The following is a 21,490-nucleotide window of genomic DNA, read 5'->3' as shown; positions in this document are numbered from 1 at the left end:
TCGAATACTCGGGCGCCAGTGCGTCGAGTGCGTACGGCAGGGGTGGGAGCACATGTTCCATGGTTTTTTCTCGTGGGTTGGTTGTGGGAATGAAGGATTCTAGGAAGTAATTATTGGGGCGACGTCGGACGCGTTCCCGTCGCGCCGCCCGGTGCGACGGTCAGGTCGACTTCACCGTCGGCCAATCGCGCCTTCACTGCATCGCCAGGCGCAAGTTGCTTCGCGCTGACGATCGCATGACCGTCTGTATCGGTCAGCCATGCATAGCCGCGCTGCAAGACCAGTGCCGGATCGAGCAGCCGCATACGAAGAGCCACACGTTCCAGCCGATCTCGCCGCTGCACAACCGCGCGGCCCAGCTTCTGCGGAAAGTCGGCGGCGATCAGGCGCGGTGCCTGCGTGAGGCGCTCCCTTCTGGCCAGCACCGTATAGCGAAGACGCTGCGCATGGTGTGCCAGGCGCAGTTGTTGCCGATTCACGAGGCCCGAAGGCCGGCCAAGGCGCCCCGCAGCCTGGTCCAGACGTTGCCCGAGCACATCGAGGCGTCCGCCCAGCGCCTCGCCCAGCCGCTCCTCGATCAGATCGAGCGCGCCCAGCCACACCTCGCGTGGCGCGCTCACCAACTCCGCCGCGGCAGTCGGCGTGGGTGCGCGCAGGTCGGCGCAGAAGTCGGCGATGGTGAAGTCGGTTTCGTGCCCCACGCCGCTGACCAGCGGCACCGGGCTCTGCACGATGGTGCGCGCCAGCGCCTCGTCGTTGAAGGCCCAGAGGTCCTCGATGGAGCCGCCTCCGCGCACCAGAAGAATCACGTCGACGGCAGGCGTGAGCTCATACAGCGACTGCAGCGCCCGCACCAGTTCACCCGGTGCGTTGACGCCCTGCACAGCCGCGGGGGCCAGTACGACCGGAATGTGTGGAACACGCCTTCGCAGCGCGGTGACCACGTCGTGCAATGCGGCGGCGCCGAGCGAAGTGACGATGCCGATCGAGCGCGGCATGGTCGGCAGCGCCCGCTTGCGCGCAGGATCGAAGAGGCCCTCGGCTTCCAGGCGCGCCTTGCGCTGCAGGAACTGCTCGAACAGGGCCCCCTGCCCAGCCCGGCGCAGGCTTTCGACCACCAGTTGCAGATCGCCGCGCGGCTCGTAGACGGCAAGGCGCCCGCGCACCTCCACCTGGTCGCCATCGCGCGGCGAAAAATCGAGAAGGCCGGCGGCCCGGCGGAACATCGCGCAGCGCAGCTGGCCCGACTCGTCCTTGAGCGCGAAGTAACAATGTCCACTTGAGGCGCGCGAAAAGCCGGAGATCTCGCCACGCACGGACACCGGGTTGAAGCGCGCGTCGAGCGCGTCGGCCACCGCCCGGCACAAGGCGCCGACGGCCCAGACACGCGGCCCCGGCGCGGAATTCTGTTCACGCACGCTCACAAAATGCACGCTCGGCCAGATGCCACTCTTCCACAACAGGCGGCAAGGCCCCGGCCTTGGGCCCCCGAGGCGAGACAGGCGCACGGTTTCTCGTGCAACCCATTGATTTCATTGAAAAAAGTGCTGCTCAAAATTCAGTCGATCCAGCGAAAAGGCCGTCCCATGCGGGTCCGGACACGTTGCGCAGCAGGTTAATCACAAAGTTATCCACAGAATCTGTGCGTCCTTGCTGACACAAAAACAAGGCGCGTGACGATGGTGACCTCAGTGGATAATCGCCGCGCATTTGCAGTCTACGGGCCGGAGGATTTTCTTGTTTTCCATCATAGTTGCCGCGGGTTGGCCGATCTGGCCCTTGCTTGCTTGTTCGATCATTGCGCTCGCGCTGGTTATAGAACGTTTCACGAGTCTCAAGACCGTGAGGGTACTTCCGCCGAAGCTGCTCGACGAAACCATCACCGCGTCGCACGGAGCCATTCCCGGTCCGGATGTCGTGACCAAACTCGAACGCAACTCGATGCTCGGCCAGGTCCTGGCCGCCGGCCTGCGCGCGCTGAACGCCAATCCGCGCTGCACCGAAGACGACCTGCGCGCCGCCATGGAAGCCTCGGGCCGCACCGTCGCCCACAAGCTCGAGCGCTACCTGCCCGCGCTGGCCACCATCGCATCGGCCGCCCCGCTGCTGGGCCTTCTGGGCACCGTGATCGGCATGATCGAGATCTTCGGCTCGCAATCGCCCGGTAGCGGCGCGGTGGGCTCGGGCAACCCAGCGCAGTTGGCGCACGGGATCTCGATCGCGCTCTACAACACCGCCTTCGGCCTGATCGTGGCCATCCCGACACTGATCTTCTGGCGCTACTTCCGCAGCCGGGTCGACGAGTACCTGCTGAACCTCGAACTCTCCGGCGAGCGCTTCGCCCGCCATCTCAACGCACTGCGCAAATGAGCCGCGCCCGCATGCAGTTCCGCCACGGCGCGCGCGACGAGCCGGAGATCAACCTGATCCCGTTCATCGACGTGCTGCTGGTGATCCTGATCTTCCTGATGCTGTCGACCACGTACAGCAAGTTCACCGAGATGCAGTTGCGGCTGCCCACGGCGGACGTCGATGCGCAGCGCGACTATCCGAAGGAAGTGATCGTGGCGGTGTCGGCCGACGGCCGCTATTCGGTCAACAAGAATGCCGTGGCCGACCGCAGCGTGGAAACCGTGACGGCCGCCCTCGCCGCCGCGGCCACCGGGGGCAAGGACAGCGTGGTGATCATCAGCGCCGACGCGACGAGCCCGCACCAGGCCGTGGTGACGGTGATGGAAGCCGCGCGCCGCGCCGGCCTGATGCAGATCACCTTCGCGGCCCAGTCGACGGCGCAAGCCGGGCACTGAGTGCCTTCGGACGGCGGCAGCAACAGCGGCAACCCGGGTTCGCGCCTGCAGGAGGCCTGGCTGCACCGCGGCCTCCTGGCCTGCATGCTGTGGCCGCTGTCGCTCGTCTACGCCGCGCTGTTCGCCGTGCGCGGCTTGTTCTATCGCATGGGATGGCTGCGGACCGAGCGCGTGCGCGTACCTGTGATCGTGGTCGGCAACGTGATCGCTGGCGGCGCGGGCAAGACGCCGGTCGTGATGGCCGTCGTGCGCCACCTGCAGGCGCGGGGCATTCAGGTCGGCGTGGTGTCGCGCGGCTATGGCCGCCGTACCGATGACTGCCGCGAAGTGCTCGGCGACAGCGATCCGCAAGATGTGGGCGACGAGCCGGCACTGATCCACCATGCGACCGGGGTCCCGGTGTTCGTGGCGCGCCAGCGCATCGATGCGGCCCGCGCGCTGCTCGAGCGGCATCCGGCCACGCAGGTCATCGTCAGCGACGACGGGCTTCAGCACCTGGCCTTGGCGCGCGACATCGAGATCTGCGTATTCGACGACCGGGGAATCGGAAACGGCTGGCGGTTGCCTGCCGGCCCGCTGCGCGAAGCCTGGCCGCGCCGTTGCGATCTGGTGCTGCACAGCGGATCGCGGCCGGCCTTCGCGGGCGGCCATACCGCCACGCGGACCCTCGCGAACGATGCCCTGGGCAGCGACGGAAACCGCGTGTCGCTGGCATCCCTCGCAGGCAAGCCCTTGACCGCACTGGCGGCGATCGCTCGGCCCGAAGCCTTCTTCGAAATGCTGCGCGCCCGCGGCCTGACGCTCGCCGACGTCATCGCCCTGCCCGATCACTTCGATTTCGAGAGCTGGCAACGCCCATCCGGCAAGGAGCAGATTCTCGTCTGCACCGAAAAGGACGCCGTCAAGCTGTGGCGCAAGGCGCCCGATGCGCTGGCCGTGCCGCTGGAGTTCGTACCGTCCGCGGAATTCTTCGCCGCACTCGACGCAAAGCTATCATCGCTCGATGGATACCAAGCTGCTTGAACTGCTCGTCTGCCCCGTCACCAAGGGGCCGCTGACCTGGAACCCCGAGAAGCAGGAGCTGTACTCGCGCAGCGCCCGCCTGGCGTATCCGGTGCGCGACGGCATTCCGGTGCTGCTCGAGAACGAGGCACGCACGCTTTCCGACGAAGAGCTCGGGCTGTGAGTTTCACCGTTCTCGTTCCGGCGCGGCTCGCGTCGACACGGCTTCCCAACAAACCCCTGGCCGATATCGCCGGCGTGCCCATGGTGGTGCGCGTGGCGCAGCGCGCCAGCGAGTCGGGCGCTGCACGCGTGGTCGTCGCTGGCGACGATCCATCCATCGTCGAAGCCTGCAAGGCGCATGGCGTCGAGGTTGTGCTCACCCGGCAGGATCACCCCAGCGGCACCGACCGGCTGGCCGAAGCCTGCGAGCAACTGGGCCTGGATGGTGAGGACATCGTCGTCAACGTACAGGGCGATGAGCCGCTGATCGACCCCGCGCTGATCGACGCCGTGGCGTCCACGCTCGCCACGCACGCCGAGGCGGCGATGAGCACCGCCGCCCACGAGATCGACTCGGTCGGCGACTTCATGAATCCCAATGTCGTGAAGGTCGTGCTCGATGCGCAGGGCAACGCGATGTACTTCAGCCGCGCGCCGATCCCTTGGTGGCGCGACGGCTCCGCCAATGGCGCCGCGCCTGCGATGCTGCCTGCCACCCCCGCGGCACTGCGCCACATCGGAATCTACGGCTACCGCGCCGGCTTCGTACGGCGATTTCCTTCGCTGCCCCCTGCGCCCGTCGAGTCGACGGAGGCACTCGAACAGCTGCGCGCGCTGTGGCACGGGCATCGCATCGCGGTGCATGTGAGCCATGTGGCGCCGGGGCCCGGCATCGACACGCCGGAAGACCTGGCGCGCGTGCGCGCCGTCTTCGCGGCGGCCGGCGCCTGAGCCTGCGCGTCTCCACGGCCACCGACAGCGGGATTTCCCGAAGGGCACGCATGCTATCCTCGAAGCAACTCCGCCCAGCCCAGCCATGGGGCCGACGCTCGGCGCGACACAAAATCTAAGAACCGTCCGAGGACACCATGAGACTAATTTTGCTGGGCGCGCCCGGGGCGGGCAAAGGCACGCAAGCGGCCTTCATTTGCCAGAAATACAGCATTCCCCAGATTTCGACCGGCGACATGCTGCGCGCAGCCGTCAAGGCCGGCACGCCGCTCGGGCTGCAGGCCAAGGCCGTCATGGACGCCGGCGCACTGGTCAGCGACGACCTGATCATCAATCTCGTGAAGGAACGCATCGCGCAGCCCGACTGCGCTAGCGGCTTCCTGTTCGACGGCTTCCCCCGCACCATTCCGCAGGCCGACGCCATGAAGGCGGCAGGCGTCAAGCTCGACTACGTGCTCGAGATCGACGTGCCCTTCGGCGACATCATCGAGCGCATGAGCGGCCGCCGCTCGCATCCGGCTTCGGGCCGCACCTACCACGTCAAGTTCAACCCACCCAAGGTGGAAGGCAAGGACGACGTGACTGGCGAGGACCTCATCCAGCGCGAGGACGACAAGGAAGAAACCGTGCGCAAGCGGCTCGACGTATACAGCCAGCAGACGCGTCCGCTGGTCGACTACTACTCCGCCTGGGCCAAGGCCGATCCGGCCGCCGCGCCCAAGTACCGCGCCATCAAGGGCGTGGGCACGGTCGACGAGATCACCCAGCGCGCCTTGGCCGCGCTGAGCAGCTGATCGAAAGATCGACCGATCATCCGACTCGCAGCAAACCGCCCCTCCAGAGGGGCGGTTCTGCTTTCAGCCCAGCAATTCGAGCATCAGGGCGATGCGGGCCTTCACGGGCGTCAGCGAGCCCGCATCGCGAAGCGGATCCCCCGCCTTCGGCAGAATGCGCCCGCTCGAGCAGCGCGTGGCTCGGAGCACCTGGATGCCGGCGTCCCGGGCCTTGAGCGCGGCAGCTTCCAGCGCATGGTGCAAGGTGCCGTTGCCGGTGGCGGCAAGCACCAGTCCGCGCAGAGGATCCGCTCCGCCCGCCTGAAGCAGCGCCTCGATCACAGCACCGCTGGCACCGGCGTGGCTCATCACGATCTCCACGCGTGGCCACTGCACCTCGGTAGCACCGAAGAGCTTCACTACCGGCAGCGTTCCGCCTTGCGGCCACGACCGGACAAGGCGCACCTCGCCCTCCTCCACATAGCCCACGGGGCCCGCATCGCCCGAAGCAAAGGCGTCCAGCCGATAGGTATGGACCTTCTGGATGTCGACGCCGGCATGGATTGCCCCGGCGCACACCACGGTGACTCCGTGTGCACCCCGTGTGGCGGCGACGCTGATCGCATCACGAACGTTCTGCGGACCGTCCGGCGACAGCGCGGTGGCCGGGCGCATCGCGCAGGTCAGCACGACGGGCTTGGACGGCACCAGCACAGAATGCAGGAAGAACGCGGTTTCCTCGATCGTGTCGGTGCCGTGCGTGATCACCACGCCTGCCACATCGGCCTGCGCCAGCCAGTGCGCGCAGCGCCGGGCCAGCTGCTGCCAGATGGCGAAGGACATGTCCTTGCTGTCGACCTGAGCCACCTGCTCGGCCTCCAGCATCACGCCGTCGGGTGCCTCGATGGCACCCAGCAGGTCGGCCACGCCCACCTGCGCGGCGGTGTAGCCGATGTTGTCGCCGCTACTGGCGGCCCGGCCCGCGATGGTGCCGCCGGTGCCCAGAACCACCACGCGGCGCGGCAGTTCGGACGAAGAGGAATTGACCATGGCTTGTCAACTTCTAAAAACTGGTTAAAAATACAGACACTGGATATCCAACCAGTGCCGCAAGGAACCACACATGCAGTTCGCCGTGAAGCTTACAGCCCGCCAGCAGCAGATCCTGGACCTCATCCAGAGCGCCATCGCACGCACCGGTGCGCCACCCACGCGCGCCGAAATCGCCAATGAACTCGGGTTCAAGTCCGCCAACGCCGCCGAAGAGCACCTGCAGGCACTGGCGCGCAAGGGCGTCATCGAGCTGGTCAGCGGCACTTCCCGCGGCATCCGCCTCAAGGGCGACGCGCTGCGCTCGCTCAACGAAACGCGCCACCGCGAGGGTGGACAGTTCTCCCTCTCGCTGCCCGGCATGGCCCAACTGGCGCTGCCGCTCATCGGCCGTGTCGCAGCCGGCTCGCCAATCCTGGCTCAAGAGCACGTCGACCAGACCTTCTACGTCGAAAACACGCTGTTCCAGCGCCAGCCCGACTACCTGCTCAAGGTGCGCGGCATGTCGATGCGCGACGCCGGCATCATGGACGGCGACCTGCTCGCGGTGCAGGCCACCAAGGAAGCACGCAACGGCCAGATCGTTGTCGCGCGCCTGGGCGACGAAGTGACCGTCAAGCGCCTGAAGCGCAACAAACAGGTCATCGAGCTGCACGCCGAGAACCCCGATTACCCGACCATCATCGTGCAGCCCGGCGAGCCTTTCGAAATCGAAGGCCTCGCGGTCGGGCTCATCCGGAACACCATGCTGATGTAGGCCGCTGCGACCTGCTTTCCAGAGCAACAGCACCCCATCCGGCAGCGACAGGTGGCGGGCGTATGGCGAAGAGTCGCCATCACCCTGTCGCGGCCGATTCAAGAAATCCTGCCTGTGTTCAACCTCATACTTTTTTGGAGTTCACATGGGAATCGCCCTCCTCGCCATCGCCGACATCTGGATGCCGCTGCAATCGCTGGCCAATCGCCTGATGACGGCTCGCCGCTCTTCGTCTTCGCACCGCAGGGATCGTCTCGACGCCACCGAGTCCTCGGCAGGGCTGCGCTATGTAGCGGTGCGCCCCGCCTGTACCGCCCGTTCCGGCGGCCCCGCGCCCTCTGAAACGGCCGCGCCGGCGCGCCCGCTGCGCGTGGTCCGCGTGGTCGATGGCAAGGGCCAGCAGCGCAACAACAACCGCGTGCGGATCTCCGGCCGCATGGCCGATGTCTGCGCCGAGCTCGACCGGCTGGCCGCTCTGGAGGCCGCGGAAACCATGGCCACTGCCCCGCGCTCCACGCGCCTGCACTGAGCCGGCGCCGGGCCCGAAACACCCTGCAAGCGGCTGCAGGGCGGGTATCCAAACGTTCGCCGGCGCGACATTCCAATGCTGCGAGGCACAATGGCACGCCATGAACATTGTGATCCTCGACGATTACCAGGACGCCGTACGCAAGCTGCGCTGCGCTTCCAAGCTGGACGCATACGCGGCCAAGGTCTATACCAACACGGTCAAGGGCATTGGGCAGTTGTCGGTCCGACTCAAGGACGCCGACGTGATCGTGCTGATCCGCGAACGCACCCAGATCTCGCGCCAGCTCATCGAGAAGCTCCCGAAGCTCAAGCTCATTTCCCAGACGGGGCGCGTCGCCGGACACATAGACGTCGCGGCCTGCACCGAGCGCGGCGTGGCCGTGGCAGAGGGTTCCGGCTCTCCCCAGGCGCCCGCCGAACTCACCTGGGCGCTCATCATGGCCGCCATGCGCCGGCTGCCGCAGTACATCAGCAACCTCAAGCACGGCGCCTGGCAGCAGTCCGGGCTCAAGTCGGCCTCGATGCCGCCCAATTTCGGTATCGGCTCCGTACTCAAGGGCAAGACTCTGTGCATCTGGGGCTACGGGCGCATCGGCCAGTTGGTGGCGCGCTACGGACAGGCCTTCGGCATGCAGGTCGTGATCTGGGGCCGTGAAGCCAGTTGCGCCAAGGCGCGCTCCGACGGCTTCCAGGTGGCCCAGAACCGCCATGAGTTCTTCGCCGCGGCCGACGTGCTGTCGGTGCACCTGCGGCTCAACGAAGAGACCAACGGCCTCATCACCCTCGAAGACCTCTCGCGCATGAAGCCGACCGCCCTGTTCGTGAACACCTCGCGCGCGGAGCTGGTCGAGGCCGATGCCCTGCTCGCGGCCCTCAACCGCGGCCGCCCGGGGCTCGCGGCCGTCGACGTGTTCGAGAGCGAACCGCCGCTGCAGGGCCACGCGCTGCTGCGCCTCGAGAACTGCATCTGCACGCCGCACATCGGCTACGTCGAGCAGGAAAGCTACGAGAGCTACTTCGGCCAGGCCTTCGACAACGTCGTGAGCTACATCAACGGCAACCCCACGAACATCGTGAATCCCGGCGCGCTGCAGGTCCGTCGGTGAGCCAGCCGGCGCCACGGAGGGCGCTCTGGGCGCTGCTTGCCGGCAATTTCGTGATCGGAACGGGCGTGATGGTCGTGCCCGGCACGCTCAACGAGATCAGCGCCTCGCTCTCGGTCACGGCCGCCACGGCGGGGCAGCTCATCACTGCCGCCGCGGCGGTCATGTGCATAGGCGCACCGTTGCTGGCCGCCGCAGTGGCCGGATGGGACCGCCGCCAGCTTCTCGCCCTCACCCTTCTCTGGTACGCCATCGGCCACGTTCTCTGCGCGCTCATGCCCACCTTCGGCGCCCTGCTGCCGGTGCGCATGCTCACGGTGATCGCGCCCGCAATCTTCACGCCCCAGGCCGCCGCCTGTGCCGGCCTGCTTGTGCCGCCGGAGCATCGCGGGCGGGCCGTGACCTTCGTCTTTCTCGGCTGGTCGATGGCTTCGGTGCTGGGCCTGCCCATCGGCGCGCTGATCGGCGGGCACCTGGGCTGGCGCATGGCTTTTGCGGCGATTGCGGCACTCAGTGTCGCGAGCGCGACATCGGTGTGGCTCACCTTGCCCAACGGCATCCGCCCCGCCGCGCTGACGGCCGCCGCATGGTCGCGCGTGCTGCGCAGCCCGGTGCTGATGGGCATTGTCTCGGTCACGGCGCTGCAGGGCGCGGGCCAGTTCGTGCTGTTCAGCTATTTCGGCCCGATCCTCAAGCAGAGCTTCGGCGCCGACGCCACCACGCTGAGCGTGATGTGGGCGCTGTTCGGTGCCTGCGGGCTGGTCGGCAACATGGTGGTCAGCCGCTTCATCGACCGCGTGGGCGCCGGGCGCATGGTGCTCGTCACCACGGTGCTGATCGCCTCCAGCCTGCTGCTGTGGCCGCTGGCCTCCACGCTGGCGTGGCTGGCGGTGGTGCTCGTTCCCTGGGGACTGGGCTGCTTCGCGACCAACTCGGCGCAGCAGGCCCGCCTGGTGGGCCTGGCGCCCGCGCTGGCGCCGGGCTCGGTGGCGCTCAACAGTTCCGGCATCTACACCGGGCAAGCCGTTGGCGCAGCGCTGGGTGGCTGGCTGCTCGCCAACGATGCGGGCGCATGGATGAGCTGGGTCGGCCTCGGCCTGCTGATGGTCGCCATCTCGCTGAGCGTGGCCATCGACCGCAGCCGTCGTGCGCCCTGAAAGCGCGCCCCCGCGTAAAACCCGTCACGCCCCGCCCGCGCGGGGCTGCAAAATCGAAGACTTCGACAGCGGTGCCGATGCGTACGGCACCTGTGTCGACGCCTGCCCCGCAGGCCCGGATACCACCCAACCAGTGAAAATCTCCAGCAAATGACAGTGAACTACTCCCGAATCGGCGTCGTCGGCGCCGGCGCCATGGGGCGCGGCATCGCGCAGATCGCGGCGCAGGCAGGCAGCGAGGTGCTGCTGCTCGACAGCTTCGCGGGCGCCGCCGAGCGCGGGCGCGAAGCCCTTTGCGCCCAATGGAACAAGCTGCACGAGAAGAACAAGATCGATGCCGCCATGCGCGATGCGTACATCGCCCGCGTGAAGGCTGTCGATTCGATCCAGGCGCTGGCGGGCTGCGACCTGATCGTCGAAGCCATCGTCGAAGACCTGGAAGTCAAGCGCAAGCTCTTCAGCGAGCTCGAAGGCGTGGTGGCGGAGACTGCCACGCTGGTCACCAACACCTCGTCCCTCTCGGTGACGGCCATCGCGGCCGGCCTGAAGCATCCGGCGCGCGTCGCGGGCTTCCACTTCTTCAACCCTGTGCCGTTGATGAAGGTGGTCGAGGTGGTCGCGGGCTTCAAGACCTCGCCCGATGTGTGCAAGCAGCTCGCCGGCTACGCCACGCAGATGGGCCACAGCGCCGTGCAGGCGCAGGACACGCCCGGCTTCATCGTCAACCACGCCGGCCGGGGCTACGGCACCGAGGCGCTGCGCATCGTCGGCGAAGGCGTGGCCGACTTCGCGACCGTCGACCGCATCCTCAAGGACCAGGCCGGCTTCCGCCTCGGCCCCTTCGAGCTGCTGGACCTGACGGCGCTCGACGTGTCGCATCCGGTGATGGAGTCGATCTATCACCAGTACTTCGAGGAGCCGCGCTTCCGCCCCAGCGTGATCACCGCGCAGCGCCTGGCCGCCGGTGCGCTGGGCCGCAAGACCGGCGAAGGCTTCTACCGCTACGACGACGGCGTGATGCAGCAGGTGCCCGAGGCGCCCGCGCCGGTGGTCGAGGGCACGCCTTCGGTGTGGGTGTCGCCGCGCGCGGCACGCCGTGCCGAGCTGCTGCGCCTGGTGAACACGCTGGGTGCGCAGATCGACAGCGGCGCCACCGCCGCGCCGCATTCGCTGATCCTGGTGGCGCCGCTGGGCTTCGACGTAACGACGGTTGCCGCGGTCGAGCGCCTGGACGCCACGCGCACCGTCGGCATCGACATGCTGATCGACGACGCGGTCACCAAGCGCCGCGTGCTCGCCACCAACCCGGCCACGCGCCGCGACATCCGCGATGCAGCGCACGCGCTCTTCGCACGCGACGGCAAGGCCGTGAGCGTGATCCGCGACAGCGGCGGCTTCGTCACGCAGCGCGTGATCGGCACCATCGTCAACATCGCCGCCGACATGTGCCAGCAGCGCGTGTGCACGCCGGCCGACCTCGAGACCGCCGTGCAGCTGGGCCTGGGCTATCCGCGTGGCCCGCTGGCCATGGGCAACCTCTACGGACCGACCAACATGCTCGAGGTGCTGTTCAACCTGCAGACGGTGTATGGCGACCCGCGCTATCGCCCGAGCCCATGGCTGCGCCGCCGCGGCGCGCTGGGCCTGAGCCTGCTGCACGAGGAAGAATGATCACGAAATGAACGAGGAGCACGGAAGCGAGCCATGAGCACCGCAGAACTCAAGAGCACGAGCGAGGGCAGCACCATGGTGCTGACGATCTCCAACCCGAGCCAGCGCAACGCGCTGGGCCCCGACATCTACGCAGCGGGCATCGAGGCGCTCAACGGCGCCGAGAACAGCGCGGAGATCCGCAGCGTGGTCATCGTGGGCGAAGGCTCATGGTTCTGCGCCGGCGGCTCGCTGCAGCGGCTGCTGGCCAACCGGCAGCTCGACCGCTCGGTTCAGGCCGAGAGCATCGAGGGCCTGCACAACTGGATCGACTCGATCCGCACCTTTCCCAAGCCGGTCATCGCCGCCGTCGAGGGCGCGGCTGCCGGCGCGGGCTTCTCGCTCGCGCTGGCCTGCGACTTCGTGGTGTCGGCGCGCGATGCGGTCTTCGCGGCCTCTTACAGCAACGTGGCGCTGTCACCCGACGGTGGCCTGAGCTGGCACCTGGGCCGGCAGCTGCCGCGCCAGCTTGCGAGCGAATGGCTGATGAACGGCGAGCGCATCGAGGCTTCGCGCCTGCATGCGCTGGGCCTCGTCAACGAGCTCACCGAAAGCGGCCAGGCCCTTGCGGGCGCGCTGGCGCTGGCGGGCCGGCTCAATGCCCGCGCACCGAACTCGCTGGCCAGCATCAAGGAGCTGCTGAGCGAGGCCCGGGGCGCCACCCTGGCATCGCAGCTCGCGCAGGAGCGAGACCATTTCGTGCGCAACCTGCACCACGCGAACGCAGGCATCGGCATCGCCGCGTTCCTCGAGAAGAAGCCGCCGCAGTACGAGTAAGCACCCATGTGACGGGCCGGCGCCTGACGGCGTCGCTCCCGTGACACCCACCAGCCTTCCAGTCGCCGAGAGGACAGACCAATGGACGACCCCATTCTTACCATCGAAGAACGTGAAGCGATCAACAGTGGTCGCTGGTTTTCTTCCCTTTCTCCATCGCTGCGGCACGACATCCTCCGATGCGCCTTCGTCAAACGCTACAAGGACGGCGACCTGATCGCTGCCCGCGGCGATCCGCCCGAACACTGGATCGCCTGCGCCAAGGGCGCGGTGCGGGTCAGCTCGACGGCCGTCTCGGGCAAGCAGGTGACGCTGACCTACGTGGAGCCGGGCATCTGGTTCGGCGACGTGGCGATGTTCGACGGGGACCGGCGCACGCACGACACCTACTCGCATGGCGACACCACCATCCTGTGCGTGGCGCGCGCCGACTTCCAGAAGATCCTGGCCTCGCACGTGGAGCTGTACGAGGCGCTGATGCGGCTGCAGGCGCGGCGCATCCGCACGCTCTTCGGGCTGGTGGAAGACCTCAACACCCTGCCGCTGCGCGCACGGCTGGCCAAGCAGCTCATCCATCTGGTGCGCAGCTACGGCGTGCCGAACCTGGAAGACGGCAGCCAGATGCGCATCGGCCTGCAACTGGCGCAGGAAGAACTGGCGCAACTGCTGGGCGCGTCGCGCCAGCGGGTCAACCAGGAACTGAAGACCATGGAGCGCGAGGGCACGATCCGCATCGAGCCGGGCGGCCTCGTGGTGCTCGACCGCTCGGCGCTGATGCGCGTCTCGGAAGCTGAAAGCTAGAACGACAACGACAGGCAGATAGACATACCGACATGAGCCAGGACTTCTCCTCCTTCATCGGCACCCGTGCCGTCTCGCAACAGCACGCCTTCGACGTCGACGCGCTCGCAGCCTGGCTCGGGAAGAACCTCGACGGCTTCAAGGGCCCGCTGACGGTCGAGATGTTCAAGGGCGGCCAGTCGAACCCGACCTACAAGCTGGTCACGCCCACGCAGAGCTACGTGATGCGCGCCAAGCCGGGCCCGGTCGCGAAGCTGCTGCCCTCGGCCCACGCGGTGGAGCGCGAGTACAAGGTGATGAGCGGCCTGGCCGGCACCGATGTGCCCGTGCCGCGCATGTACTGCCTGTGCGAGGACGAGAGCGTCATCGGCCGCGCCTTCTACGTCATGGAGTTCATGCAGGGCCGCGTGCTGTGGGACCAGTCGCTGCCCGGCATGAGCAACGCCGAGCGCGCCGCGCACTACGACGAGATGAACCGCGTGATCGCCGCGCTGCACACGGTCGACTTCGCCGCCCGCGGTCTGGCCGACTACGGCAAGCCCGGCAACTACTTCGAGCGCCAGATCGGCCGCTGGAGCAAGCAGTACAAGGCATCGGCCGACGGCGCGGGCGAGCTCTCGCAGCCCATCGAGGCCATGGAGCGGCTGATCGACTGGCTGCCCGCGCACATGCCCGCAAGCGCGCGCGACGAGAGCAAGGTGTCGATCGTCCATGGCGACTATCGCCTCGACAACGTGATGTTCCATGCCACCGAGCCGCGCATCATCGCGGTGCTCGACTGGGAACTGTCGACGCTCGGCCACCCGCTGGCCGACTTCAGCTACCACTGCATGTCGTGGCACATGCCCCCGACCACCGGGCGCGGCATCGGCGGCGTCGACGTCGCCTCGCTGGGCATTCCCACCGAGAGCGAATACATCCGCCGCTACTGCGAGCGCACCCGCATCAGCACGCCCGAGGCGCTGGCGCCGGACTGGAACTTCTACCAGGCCTACAACCTGTTCCGCATGGCCGCGATCCTGCAAGGCATTGCCAAGCGGGTCGAGGCCGGCACCGCGTCGAGCGAGCAAGCCGTGGCTTCGGCCCGCGGCGCCCGCCCCATGGCCGACATGGCCTGGCAGTTTGCCCAAAAGGCATAAGCCGCCCCACCCCACCAGGAGAGACAAAGATGGACTTCGAATACTCGGCCAAGACCAAGGACCTGCAAAAGCGCGTGCAGGCATTCATGGACGACCACATCTATCCGGCCGAAGCCGAGTACGCCGCCGAGCTGGCCGCGAACACCGCCGCCGGCAAGCGCTGGACGGCGCTCAAGACGGTCGAGAAGCTCAAGGAGAAGGCCAAGGCCCAGGGCCTGTGGAACCTGTTCCTGCCGGTCGACAGCGCCGCCGCCTCGGGCTATGACGGCGCGGGCCTCACCAACCAGGAATACGCCCCGCTGGCCGAGATCATGGGCCGCGTGCCATGGGCCTCGGAAGCCTTCAACTGCTCGGCGCCCGACACCGGCAACATGGAGACCATTGCCCGCTACGGCTCCGAAGAGATCAAGGCCCGCTGGCTCAAGCCACTGCTCGAAGGCCAGATCCGCTCGGCCTTCGCCATGACCGAGCCCGAAGTGGCCTCGAGCGACGCCACCAACATTTCCACGCGCATCGAGCGCCAGGGCGACGAGTACGTCATCAACGGCCACAAGTGGTGGATCTCGGGCGCGGCCGACCCGCGCTGCGCGGTCTTCATCACCATGGGCAAGAGCGACCCCGAGGCGCCGCGCCACTCGCAGCAGAGCATGATCGTGGTGCCGGCCGACGCCAAGGGCATCCGCATCGTGCGCCCGCTGAACGTGATGGGCTATGACGACGCGCCGCACGGCCACGTCGAGATGTACTTCGAGAACGTGCGCGTGCCCGCCAGCAACATACTGCTGGGCGAAGGCCGCGGCTTCGAGATCGCCCAGGGCCGCCTCGGCCCCGGACGCATCCACCACTGCATGCGCCTGATCGGCCTGGCCGAGCGAGCGCTGGAACTGATGTGCAAGCGCGCCTCGTCACGCGTGGCCTTCGGCAAGACCGTCGCCTCGCAGACGGTCACGCAGGAGCGCATCGCCGAAGCCCGTTGCAAGATCGACATGGCCCGCCTGCTCACGCTCAAGGCAGCGTGGCTGATGGACGTGGCCGGCAACAAGGTCGCCAAGAACGAGATCGCGATGATCAAGGTCGTCGCGCCGTCGATGGCCTGCCAGGTGATCGACTGGGCCATGCAGGTCCACGGCGGCGGCGGCATGTGCGACGACTTTCCCCTGGCCGCGGCCTATGCCGGCGCACGCACGCTGCGCTTCGCGGACGGTCCGGACGAAGTGCACCGCAATGCGATCGCCAAGTGGGAACTGGGCAAGTACGCGCCGGGCAAGGCCGACGCCGAAATGCCGGTGACGCGCTTCTGATCTGGCGGTAAAGAACAAAGGGCCGGTGGCGAACGATTCGCCCCGGCCCTTTTCCCTTGGTTGCTTGCGCTCAGAGCTTCTTCTGCAGGAAGACTGCGGTGCCGAATGCCGGATCGAGCTGGTAGCCCGCGAAGCCTTCGCGCTCGTAGGCGCGCAGCGCGGGCGCGTTGCCCGAAAGCACCTCCAGCGTGAGCTTGCACGCGCCGCGGCGACGAGCTTCTTCCTCTACCAGAGAGAACATCTTCTGCGCCACGCGCTGCCCGCGATGGCTGGGCAGCACGACCACGTCGTGCACGTTCACCAGCGGCTTGCAGGCGAAGGTCGAGAAGCCCTCGATGCAGTTGATCAGGCCCACAGGCTGCCCGCCGTCGAAAGCCAGCACGCTGAAGGCCTGGGGACGCGCGGCCAGCGCCGAGGGCAAGCCTGCGAGCACCGCGGGATCGAGCGGTGTGCCGCCGCCGGCCGGGTCACCGGCATAGGCGTCGAGCAGACCGACCAGGGCGGTCGCGTGGGCGGCGTTGCGGTAGTCGGCGATGAAGACTTCGATCGGCTGCGCGCCAGCCGCTGCTGTCATCGCGCAGGCTCCAGCGTGGCCGCGAGGCGCCTGGCGCACGATTCGGCCTGCTTCGCATCGCGAGCCTCGACCATCACCCGAACCAGCGGCTCGGTACCGCTCGCGCGGATCAGCACGCGGCCCGAATCGCCGAGTTCGGCCTCGATGCGCGTGGTTTCGCTGGCCAGCGCCTTGTTGGCCTTCCAGTCCTGGTCGGGCGAGATGCGCACGTTGATCAGCGTCTGCGGGAACAGCGTGACGCCTTCGAGCAGCTGCGCCACCGTCTTGCCGCTGCGCACGCAGGCCTGCAGCACCTGCAGCGCGCTCACGATGCCGTCGCCGGTGGTGTGGCGGTCGAGCGCCAGCAGGTGGCCGGAGCCCTCGCCGCCCAGCAGCCAGCCGCGCTTGTCGAGCTCTTCGAGCACATAGCGGTCGCCGACCTTGGCGCGCACGAATTCGATGCCCTGCCCGCGCAGGGCGACTTCGACGGCCTTGTTGGTCATGAGCGTGCCGACCACCCCCACCGGCTTGTCGCCGCGCGCGATGCGCTCGGACACCATCAGGTAGAGCAGCTCGTCGCCGTTGAACAGGCGCCCGCTCGCGTCGACCAGCTGCAGGCGGTCGGCGTCGCCGTCGAGTGCGATGCCGTAGTCGGCCTTCTGCGCCGTCACCGCGGCGATCAACGCCTCGGGGTGCGTGGCGCCGAAGCCCTTGTTGATGTTCAGCCCGTCGGGCGCGACGCCGATGCTCGTCACTTCCGCGCCCAGCTCGTGGAACACGTTGGGCGCCACCTGGTAGGCCGCGCCATGGGCCGCGTCGACCACCAGCTTCATGTCGCGCAGCGTCAGGTCGTTGGCGAAGGTGCTCTTGCAGAACTCGATGTAGCGGCCGGGCGCGTCGTTGAGGCGGCGGGCCTTGCCAAGGTTGGCGGAATCGACCCAGACCGGGTCTTCCTCCAGCGCGGCCTCGACGGCCAGCTCCCAGGCGTCGTCGAGCTTGGTGCCCTGCGCGCTGAAGAACTTGATGCCGTTGTCCGGATAGGCGTTGTGGCTGGCGCTGATCACCACGCCGAGGCTCGCGCGCTGCGCGCGGGTGAGGTACGCCACGCCGGGCGTCGGCAGCGGGCCGAGCAGCACCACGTCGACACCGGCCGAATTGAAGCCGGATTCGAGCGCGGATTCGAGCATGTAGCCCGAGATGCGCGTGTCCTTGCCGATGAGCACGGTGGGACGCGACTGCGTCTTCTTGAGCACGCGGCCCACGGCGTGCGCTAGGCGCAGGACGAAGTCGGGAGTGATGGGCGCCTTGCCCACGGTGCCACGGATGCCGTCGGTGCCGAAATATTTGCGGGTCATGGTGTGGGTGCCTGTCCTTGTGGTTGTAGTTGTGACTTTTCCTGAGCCTTCATTGCGCGCCATACGGCGAGTGCGGCGACGGTGTCGCGCACGTCGTGCACGCGCACCACGGCCGCGCCACGGTCCGCAGCCAAAACGGCAGCCGCGACGCTGGGCACGATGCGCTCGCCCGCCATCTCGATGCCGGTGACGGCGCCGATCGACGACTTGCGCGACCAGCCAAGCAGCAGCGGATGACCCGCCGCGAGCAGTTCGCGCTGACGCGCGAGCAAGGCGAAGTTCTGCGCCACCGTCTTGCCGAAGCCTACGCCGGGGTCGAGCGTGATGCGCGCAGCGTCGACGCCGAGGTCGTAAAGAAGCTGCGCCTGCTCCCGCAGGAAAGAAAGGACTTCCGGAACTACGTCGCCCGACATGGGCATGGCCTGCATGGTCTGCGGATCGCGGTGCATGTGCATCAGGCAGATGCCGCAGGAAGGATGCGCCGCGACGGCCTCGCGCGCGCCCGGCTGGCGCAGCGCCCAGATGTCGTTGACGATGTCCGCGCCCAGGTCGAGCACGGCACGCATGACCTCGGGCTTGTAGGTGTCGATGGAGATCGGCGCATTGAGCTTCACCGCCTCGCGCACCACCGGCACCACGCGCGCCAGCTCGGCTTCGAGCGGCACCGCCGGGCTGCCGGGGCGGGTCGATTCGCCGCCGATGTCGAGGATGTCTGCGCCCTCCTTCAGCAACTGCTCGCAGTGCCGGAGGGCCGTCTCGGTGGAGGCATGAGCGCCGCCGTCGGAAAAGGAATCGGGCGTGACGTTGACGATGCCCATCACGCGCGGCTGCGCGAGGTCGATGCGGAAGCGGGAGGTCTGCCAGAAAGCGCTGCCGGCCGCCGCGTGCTCGCCATCGAAAACGGGGCCAGAGGCCCCGTTGTGGTTTGACGCCGGATTCGCGCTCACGCTGCGTTGGGCGCCGGGTCGGTCGTCACGGCCGGCGTACCGCCGCTGCCGCCACCGCTGCCCGAGGGCGGAATGCGGGGCGTCCAGTCCTTGGGAGGACGTGGCGCGCGGCCGGCCATGATGTCGTCGAGCTGCTCGGTGTCGATGGTTTCCCATTCGAGCAGCGCCTTGGCCATGGCGTGCATCTTGTCGCTGTTCTCCTCGATCAGGCGGCGCGCCAGGGCGTATTGCTCGTCGATGATGCGGCGGACTTCCGAGTCGACCTTCTCCATGGTCTGCTCACTCATGTTCGTGGTCTTGGTGACCGAGCGGCCCAGGAACACTTCGCCTTCGTTCTCGGCGTAGACCATCGGCCCAAGGGCATCGCTCATGCCGTACTTCATGACCATGTCGCGCGCCAGGTTGGTCGCACGCTCGAAGTCGTTGCTTGCGCCGGTGGTCATCTGGTGCATGAACACTTCCTCGGCGATGCGGCCGCCGAACAGCATGCTGATCTGGTTCAGCATGTACTCGCGGTCGTAGCTGTAGCGGTCCTGCGAGGGCAGGCTCATGGTCACGCCGAGGGCGCGGCCGCGCGGAATGATCGTGACCTTGTGGACCGGGTCGCACTTGGGCAGCAGCTTGCCGATGAGGGCATGGCCGGACTCGTGGTAGGCCGTGTTGCGGCGCTCTTCCTCGGGCATGACCATGCTCTTGCGCTCGGGGCCCATGAAGATCTTGTCCTTGGCCTTCTCGAAGTCCTGCATCTCGACCACGCGCGCGTTGCGGCGGGCGGCCATCAGGGCGGCTTCGTTGCAGAGGTTGGCCAGGTCGGCGCCGGACATGCCGGGCGTGCCGCGGGCGATCACGCTCGGGTTCACGTCCTGGCCCAGCGGAACCTTGCGCATGTGCACGCCGAGGATCTGCTCGCGGCCGCGGATGTCGGGCAGCGTGACGTAGACCTGGCGGTCGAAACGCCCCGGGCGAAGCAGCGCGGCGTCCAGGATGTCGGGGCGGTTGGTGGCAGCCACCACGATCACGCCGAGGTTGGTTTCGAAGCCGTCCATCTCGACCAGCATCTGGTTGAGCGTCTGCTCGCGTTCGTCGTTGCCGCCGCCGAGGCCGGCACCGCGCTGGCGGCCCACCGCGTCGATTTCGTCGATGAAGATGATGCAGGGAGCGTTCTTCTTGGCGTTCTCGAACATGTCGCGGACGCGGGCAGCGCCCACGCCGACGAACATTTCGACGAAGTCGGAACCGGAAATCGAGAAGAAAGGCACCTTGGCCTCGCCGGCGATCGACTTGGCCAGCAGCGTCTTGCCGGTGCCCGGAGGGCCGACCAGCAGCAGGCCTCGAGGAATGCGGCCGCCGAGCTTCTGGAAGCGCTGCGGGTCCTTCAGGAAGTCGACCACTTCACGGACTTCTTCCTTGGCCTCGTCGCAGCCCGCGACGTCGGCGAAGGTGACCGTGTTGTTGTTCTCGTCCATCATGCGGGCCTTGCTCTTGCCGAAGCTGAACGCCCCGCCCTTGCCACCGCCCTGCATCTGTCGCATGAAGTAGATCCACACGCCGATCAGCAGCAGCATCGGCCCCCAGCTGACCAGCAGGGTCATGAGCAGGGAGCTTTCTTCGCGCGGCTTGACGTCGAACTTGACGTTGTGGTCGATCAGGTCGCCCACGAGGCCGCGGTCGAGCACGGTTGCAGTCGTGCGGATCTTGCGGTCGTCGTTCGTGACGGCGACGATCTCGCCGCCTGCGGCGCCTTCAGGAATGACGGCGCTCTTGATCTGGTTGTTGCGGACCTGGTCCAGAAACTCGGAGTAGCTGACTGTCCCCGAGCCGACGCCGCCGCGGGTGTCGAACTGCTTGAAGACAGTGAACAACACCATGGCGATGACGAGCCACACGGCAACTTTGGAAAACCACTGATTGTTCAAACGAAGCTCCAGGCTAAAGCGCGTGACAGGTGAATGAAAAAACGCGCTGTGGGTACGCAATTGCGCCCCATTTTAGGCTTTTCAAGCTACGAAAAGCTGGCATTTCCCTAATGCGGCCATAGCCTGACGTGGGTTTGTGCCGCCGAGGCTGTTGCTCCGGCCGGTATCAAGGCGTATCCACGGCCTTCAGTCCTACCCCGACCAGGAAGGTCTCGGCAGATTTGTCCCGCGACGCCTTGGGTTTGAAGGGTTTCACGACACGGAAATTGGCCTTGAAAAGCTTCACCAGCTCGTCGTAGCCGCTGCCATGGAAAACCTTCGCCACCAGCGCGCCCTCGGGCTTCAGGTGGTTCTGGGCGAAGTCGATGGCGAGCTCGATCAAGTGCGAAACGCGGGCTGCGTCGGCCGAATGGATGCCCGACAGGTTGGGCGCCATGTCCGAAACCACAAGATCGGCCTTGCGCCCGGCCAGCACGCCCAGCAGTTGCTGCAGCAGCTCGTCTTCGCGGAAATCCCCCTGCAGGAAGGTCACGCCCTCGATGGGCTCCATCGGCAGCAGGTCGAGCGAGACGATGGTGCCGTTCAGTTCACCGGCCGCAGCCCCGCCCGGCGACATCCGCCGGCGCAGGTACTGGCTCCATGCGCCCGGAGCGGAGCCGAGGTCCACCACCAGCTGGCCCGGCTTGACCAGGCCGAGGGATTCGTCGATCTCCTTGAGCTTGTAGGCGGCGCGAGCCCGGTAGCCCTCCTTCGTGGCGAGCTTCACGTAGGGGTCGTTGATATGGTCGTGCAGCCACGCCTTGTTGACTTTCTTGCTTTTGGCTTTGGTGCTCATGGGGGTCTTCGTGTACGGGTCG

22 protein-coding genes are annotated in these 21,490 nt (G+C 67.3%); 15 read left to right on the top strand and 7 right to left on the bottom strand.

The genetic code is table 11. The features are described 5' to 3' along the window. Positions 1-110: 110 nt before the first annotated feature. Positions 111-1,424 (bottom strand): exodeoxyribonuclease VII large subunit, encoded by a 1,314-nt coding sequence (gene xseA, locus EJP67_RS23140; protein ID WP_126024056.1) that lies wholly within the window; start codon positions 1,422-1,424, stop codon positions 111-113. Positions 1,425-1,737: 313 nt separating this feature from the next. Between xseA and EJP67_RS23135 the strand changes: the two genes are divergently transcribed. The 6 genes from EJP67_RS23135 (at position 1,738) to adk (ending at position 5,557) form a co-directional block, all read left to right on the top strand. Next, positions 1,738-2,370 (top strand): MotA/TolQ/ExbB proton channel family protein, encoded by a 633-nt coding sequence (locus EJP67_RS23135; protein ID WP_126024055.1) that lies wholly within the window; start codon positions 1,738-1,740, stop codon positions 2,368-2,370. An 11-nt stretch (positions 2,371-2,381) separates the two neighbouring features. After that, positions 2,382-2,807 (top strand): ExbD/TolR family protein, encoded by a 426-nt coding sequence (locus EJP67_RS23130; protein ID WP_371287180.1) that lies wholly within the window; start codon positions 2,382-2,384, stop codon positions 2,805-2,807. 84 nt (positions 2,808-2,891) lie between these two features. Continuing rightward, positions 2,892-3,830, top strand: coding sequence for a tetraacyldisaccharide 4'-kinase (gene lpxK / locus EJP67_RS23125; RefSeq protein WP_240650753.1), 939 nt, complete (start codon positions 2,892-2,894; stop codon positions 3,828-3,830). Next, positions 3,811-3,993 (top strand): Trm112 family protein, encoded by a 183-nt coding sequence (locus EJP67_RS23120; RefSeq protein ID WP_126024053.1) that lies wholly within the window; start codon positions 3,811-3,813, stop codon positions 3,991-3,993. Before lpxK ends, EJP67_RS23120 begins: the two co-directional genes overlap by 20 nt. After that, positions 3,990-4,763, top strand: coding sequence for a 3-deoxy-manno-octulosonate cytidylyltransferase (gene kdsB / locus EJP67_RS23115; protein ID WP_126024052.1), 774 nt, complete (start codon positions 3,990-3,992; stop codon positions 4,761-4,763). Before EJP67_RS23120 ends, kdsB begins: the two co-directional genes overlap by 4 nt. 137 nt (positions 4,764-4,900) lie before the next feature. Beyond that, the gene (adk, locus tag EJP67_RS23110; protein WP_126024051.1) at positions 4,901-5,557 is read left to right on the top strand and encodes an adenylate kinase; all 657 of its coding nucleotides are present in this window, start codon (positions 4,901-4,903) and stop codon (positions 5,555-5,557) included. A gap of 63 nt (positions 5,558-5,620) precedes the next feature. Here adk and EJP67_RS23105 read toward each other — a convergent pair whose 3' ends face one another. Beyond that, entirely contained in the window at positions 5,621-6,586 is a 966-nt protein-coding gene (locus tag EJP67_RS23105) for an asparaginase (protein WP_126024050.1), read from the bottom strand. A 73-nt stretch (positions 6,587-6,659) separates the two neighbouring features. Here EJP67_RS23105 and lexA point away from each other — a divergent pair, with 73 nt between their 5' ends. The 9 genes from lexA (at position 6,660) to EJP67_RS23060 (ending at position 15,862) form a co-directional block, all read left to right on the top strand. After that, entirely contained in the window at positions 6,660-7,343 is a 684-nt protein-coding gene (gene lexA / locus EJP67_RS23100) for a transcriptional repressor LexA (protein ID WP_126024049.1), read from the top strand. Between the two features lie 145 nt (positions 7,344-7,488). Further along, positions 7,489-7,872 (top strand): hypothetical protein, encoded by a 384-nt coding sequence (locus EJP67_RS23095; protein WP_126024048.1) that lies wholly within the window; start codon positions 7,489-7,491, stop codon positions 7,870-7,872. 100 nt (positions 7,873-7,972) lie between these two features. Continuing rightward, on the top strand, positions 7,973-8,980 hold the full coding sequence (locus EJP67_RS23090; RefSeq protein ID WP_093202278.1) for a D-2-hydroxyacid dehydrogenase family protein: 1,008 nt from the start codon (positions 7,973-7,975) through the stop codon (positions 8,978-8,980). Continuing rightward, positions 8,977-10,134 carry an MFS transporter gene (locus EJP67_RS23085; protein ID WP_126024047.1) on the top strand — a complete coding sequence of 386 codons (1,158 nt, stop codon included), beginning with the start codon at positions 8,977-8,979 and terminating at the stop codon, positions 10,132-10,134. The genes EJP67_RS23090 and EJP67_RS23085 overlap by 4 nt, the downstream gene beginning before the upstream one ends. 150 nt (positions 10,135-10,284) lie before the next feature. Further along, a complete protein-coding gene (locus tag EJP67_RS23080) occupies positions 10,285-11,805 on the top strand; it encodes a 3-hydroxyacyl-CoA dehydrogenase (RefSeq protein WP_126024046.1) in 1,521 nt (506 codons plus the stop codon). 33 nt (positions 11,806-11,838) lie between these two features. Next, positions 11,839-12,621 carry an oxepin-CoA hydrolase, alternative type gene (locus tag EJP67_RS23075; RefSeq protein ID WP_126024045.1) on the top strand — a complete coding sequence of 261 codons (783 nt, stop codon included), beginning with the start codon at positions 11,839-11,841 and terminating at the stop codon, positions 12,619-12,621. A gap of 81 nt (positions 12,622-12,702) precedes the next feature. Then, on the top strand, positions 12,703-13,422 hold the full coding sequence (locus tag EJP67_RS23070; RefSeq protein ID WP_093202289.1) for a Crp/Fnr family transcriptional regulator: 720 nt from the start codon (positions 12,703-12,705) through the stop codon (positions 13,420-13,422). A gap of 32 nt (positions 13,423-13,454) precedes the next feature. Next, positions 13,455-14,561, top strand: coding sequence for a phosphotransferase (locus EJP67_RS23065; RefSeq protein WP_126024044.1), 1,107 nt, complete (start codon positions 13,455-13,457; stop codon positions 14,559-14,561). A gap of 29 nt (positions 14,562-14,590) precedes the next feature. Beyond that, positions 14,591-15,862, top strand: a complete 1,272-nt coding sequence (locus tag EJP67_RS23060; RefSeq protein ID WP_126024043.1) for an acyl-CoA dehydrogenase family protein — start codon at positions 14,591-14,593, stop codon at positions 15,860-15,862. A 70-nt stretch (positions 15,863-15,932) separates the two neighbouring features. Here the strand turns inward: EJP67_RS23060 and EJP67_RS23055 are convergent, their stop codons facing one another. The 5 genes from EJP67_RS23055 to EJP67_RS23035 all read right to left on the bottom strand — a co-directional run bounded on the left by EJP67_RS23055 (position 15,933) and on the right by EJP67_RS23035 (position 21,468). Continuing rightward, positions 15,933-16,436 (bottom strand): GNAT family N-acetyltransferase, encoded by a 504-nt coding sequence (locus tag EJP67_RS23055; protein ID WP_126024042.1) that lies wholly within the window; start codon positions 16,434-16,436, stop codon positions 15,933-15,935. Further along, on the bottom strand, positions 16,433-17,770 hold the full coding sequence (glmM, locus tag EJP67_RS23050; RefSeq protein WP_126024041.1) for a phosphoglucosamine mutase: 1,338 nt from the start codon (positions 17,768-17,770) through the stop codon (positions 16,433-16,435). Before glmM ends, EJP67_RS23055 begins: the two co-directional genes overlap by 4 nt. Continuing rightward, the gene (gene folP / locus EJP67_RS23045) at positions 17,767-18,588 is read right to left on the bottom strand and encodes a dihydropteroate synthase (protein WP_126024066.1); all 822 of its coding nucleotides are present in this window, start codon (positions 18,586-18,588) and stop codon (positions 17,767-17,769) included. Before folP ends, glmM begins: the two co-directional genes overlap by 4 nt. 125 nt (positions 18,589-18,713) lie before the next feature. After that, positions 18,714-20,633, bottom strand: coding sequence for an ATP-dependent zinc metalloprotease FtsH (gene ftsH / locus EJP67_RS23040; protein ID WP_019652445.1), 1,920 nt, complete (start codon positions 20,631-20,633; stop codon positions 18,714-18,716). A 166-nt stretch (positions 20,634-20,799) separates the two neighbouring features. Beyond that, positions 20,800-21,468, bottom strand: coding sequence for an RlmE family RNA methyltransferase (locus EJP67_RS23035; RefSeq protein ID WP_126024040.1), 669 nt, complete (start codon positions 21,466-21,468; stop codon positions 20,800-20,802). Positions 21,469-21,490 lie beyond the last annotated feature (22 nt).

Origin of the sequence: Variovorax guangxiensis, assembly GCF_003952165.1 — a bacterium.
Lineage (GTDB): Bacteria > Pseudomonadota > Gammaproteobacteria > Burkholderiales > Burkholderiaceae_C > Variovorax > Variovorax guangxiensis.
The sequence above is the reverse complement of the archived record's forward strand: the minus strand, read 5'-3'. Positions and strand labels throughout refer to the sequence as shown.

Bases quoted from the DNA above. Each gene is read 5' to 3' on its own strand.
- EJP67_RS23130 (WP_371287180.1), top strand. From the start codon at position 2,382: ATGCAGTTCCGCCACGGCGCGCGCGACGAGCCGGAGATCAACCTGATC.
- lpxK (WP_240650753.1), top strand. From the start codon at position 2,892: ATGCTGTGGCCGCTGTCGCTCGTCTACGCCGCGCTGTTCGCCGTGCGC.
- EJP67_RS23120 (WP_126024053.1), top strand. From the start codon at position 3,811: ATGGATACCAAGCTGCTTGAACTGCTCGTCTGCCCCGTCACCAAGGGG.
- adk (WP_126024051.1), top strand. From the start codon at position 4,901: ATGAGACTAATTTTGCTGGGCGCGCCCGGGGCGGGCAAAGGCACGCAA.
- EJP67_RS23105 (WP_126024050.1), bottom strand. From the start codon at position 6,586: ATGGTCAATTCCTCTTCGTCCGAACTGCCGCGCCGCGTGGTGGTTCTG.
- lexA (WP_126024049.1), top strand. From the start codon at position 6,660: ATGCAGTTCGCCGTGAAGCTTACAGCCCGCCAGCAGCAGATCCTGGAC.
- EJP67_RS23095 (WP_126024048.1), top strand. From the start codon at position 7,489: ATGGGAATCGCCCTCCTCGCCATCGCCGACATCTGGATGCCGCTGCAA.
- EJP67_RS23090 (WP_093202278.1), top strand. From the start codon at position 7,973: ATGAACATTGTGATCCTCGACGATTACCAGGACGCCGTACGCAAGCTG.
- EJP67_RS23080 (WP_126024046.1), top strand. From the start codon at position 10,285: ATGACAGTGAACTACTCCCGAATCGGCGTCGTCGGCGCCGGCGCCATG.
- EJP67_RS23075 (WP_126024045.1), top strand. From the start codon at position 11,839: ATGAGCACCGCAGAACTCAAGAGCACGAGCGAGGGCAGCACCATGGTG.
- EJP67_RS23070 (WP_093202289.1), top strand. From the start codon at position 12,703: ATGGACGACCCCATTCTTACCATCGAAGAACGTGAAGCGATCAACAGT.
- EJP67_RS23065 (WP_126024044.1), top strand. From the start codon at position 13,455: ATGAGCCAGGACTTCTCCTCCTTCATCGGCACCCGTGCCGTCTCGCAA.
- EJP67_RS23060 (WP_126024043.1), top strand. From the start codon at position 14,591: ATGGACTTCGAATACTCGGCCAAGACCAAGGACCTGCAAAAGCGCGTG.
- EJP67_RS23055 (WP_126024042.1), bottom strand. From the start codon at position 16,436: ATGACAGCAGCGGCTGGCGCGCAGCCGATCGAAGTCTTCATCGCCGAC.
- glmM (WP_126024041.1), bottom strand. From the start codon at position 17,770: ATGACCCGCAAATATTTCGGCACCGACGGCATCCGTGGCACCGTGGGC.
- folP (WP_126024066.1), bottom strand. From the start codon at position 18,588: ATGGGCATCGTCAACGTCACGCCCGATTCCTTTTCCGACGGCGGCGCT.
- EJP67_RS23035 (WP_126024040.1), bottom strand. From the start codon at position 21,468: ATGAGCACCAAAGCCAAAAGCAAGAAAGTCAACAAGGCGTGGCTGCAC.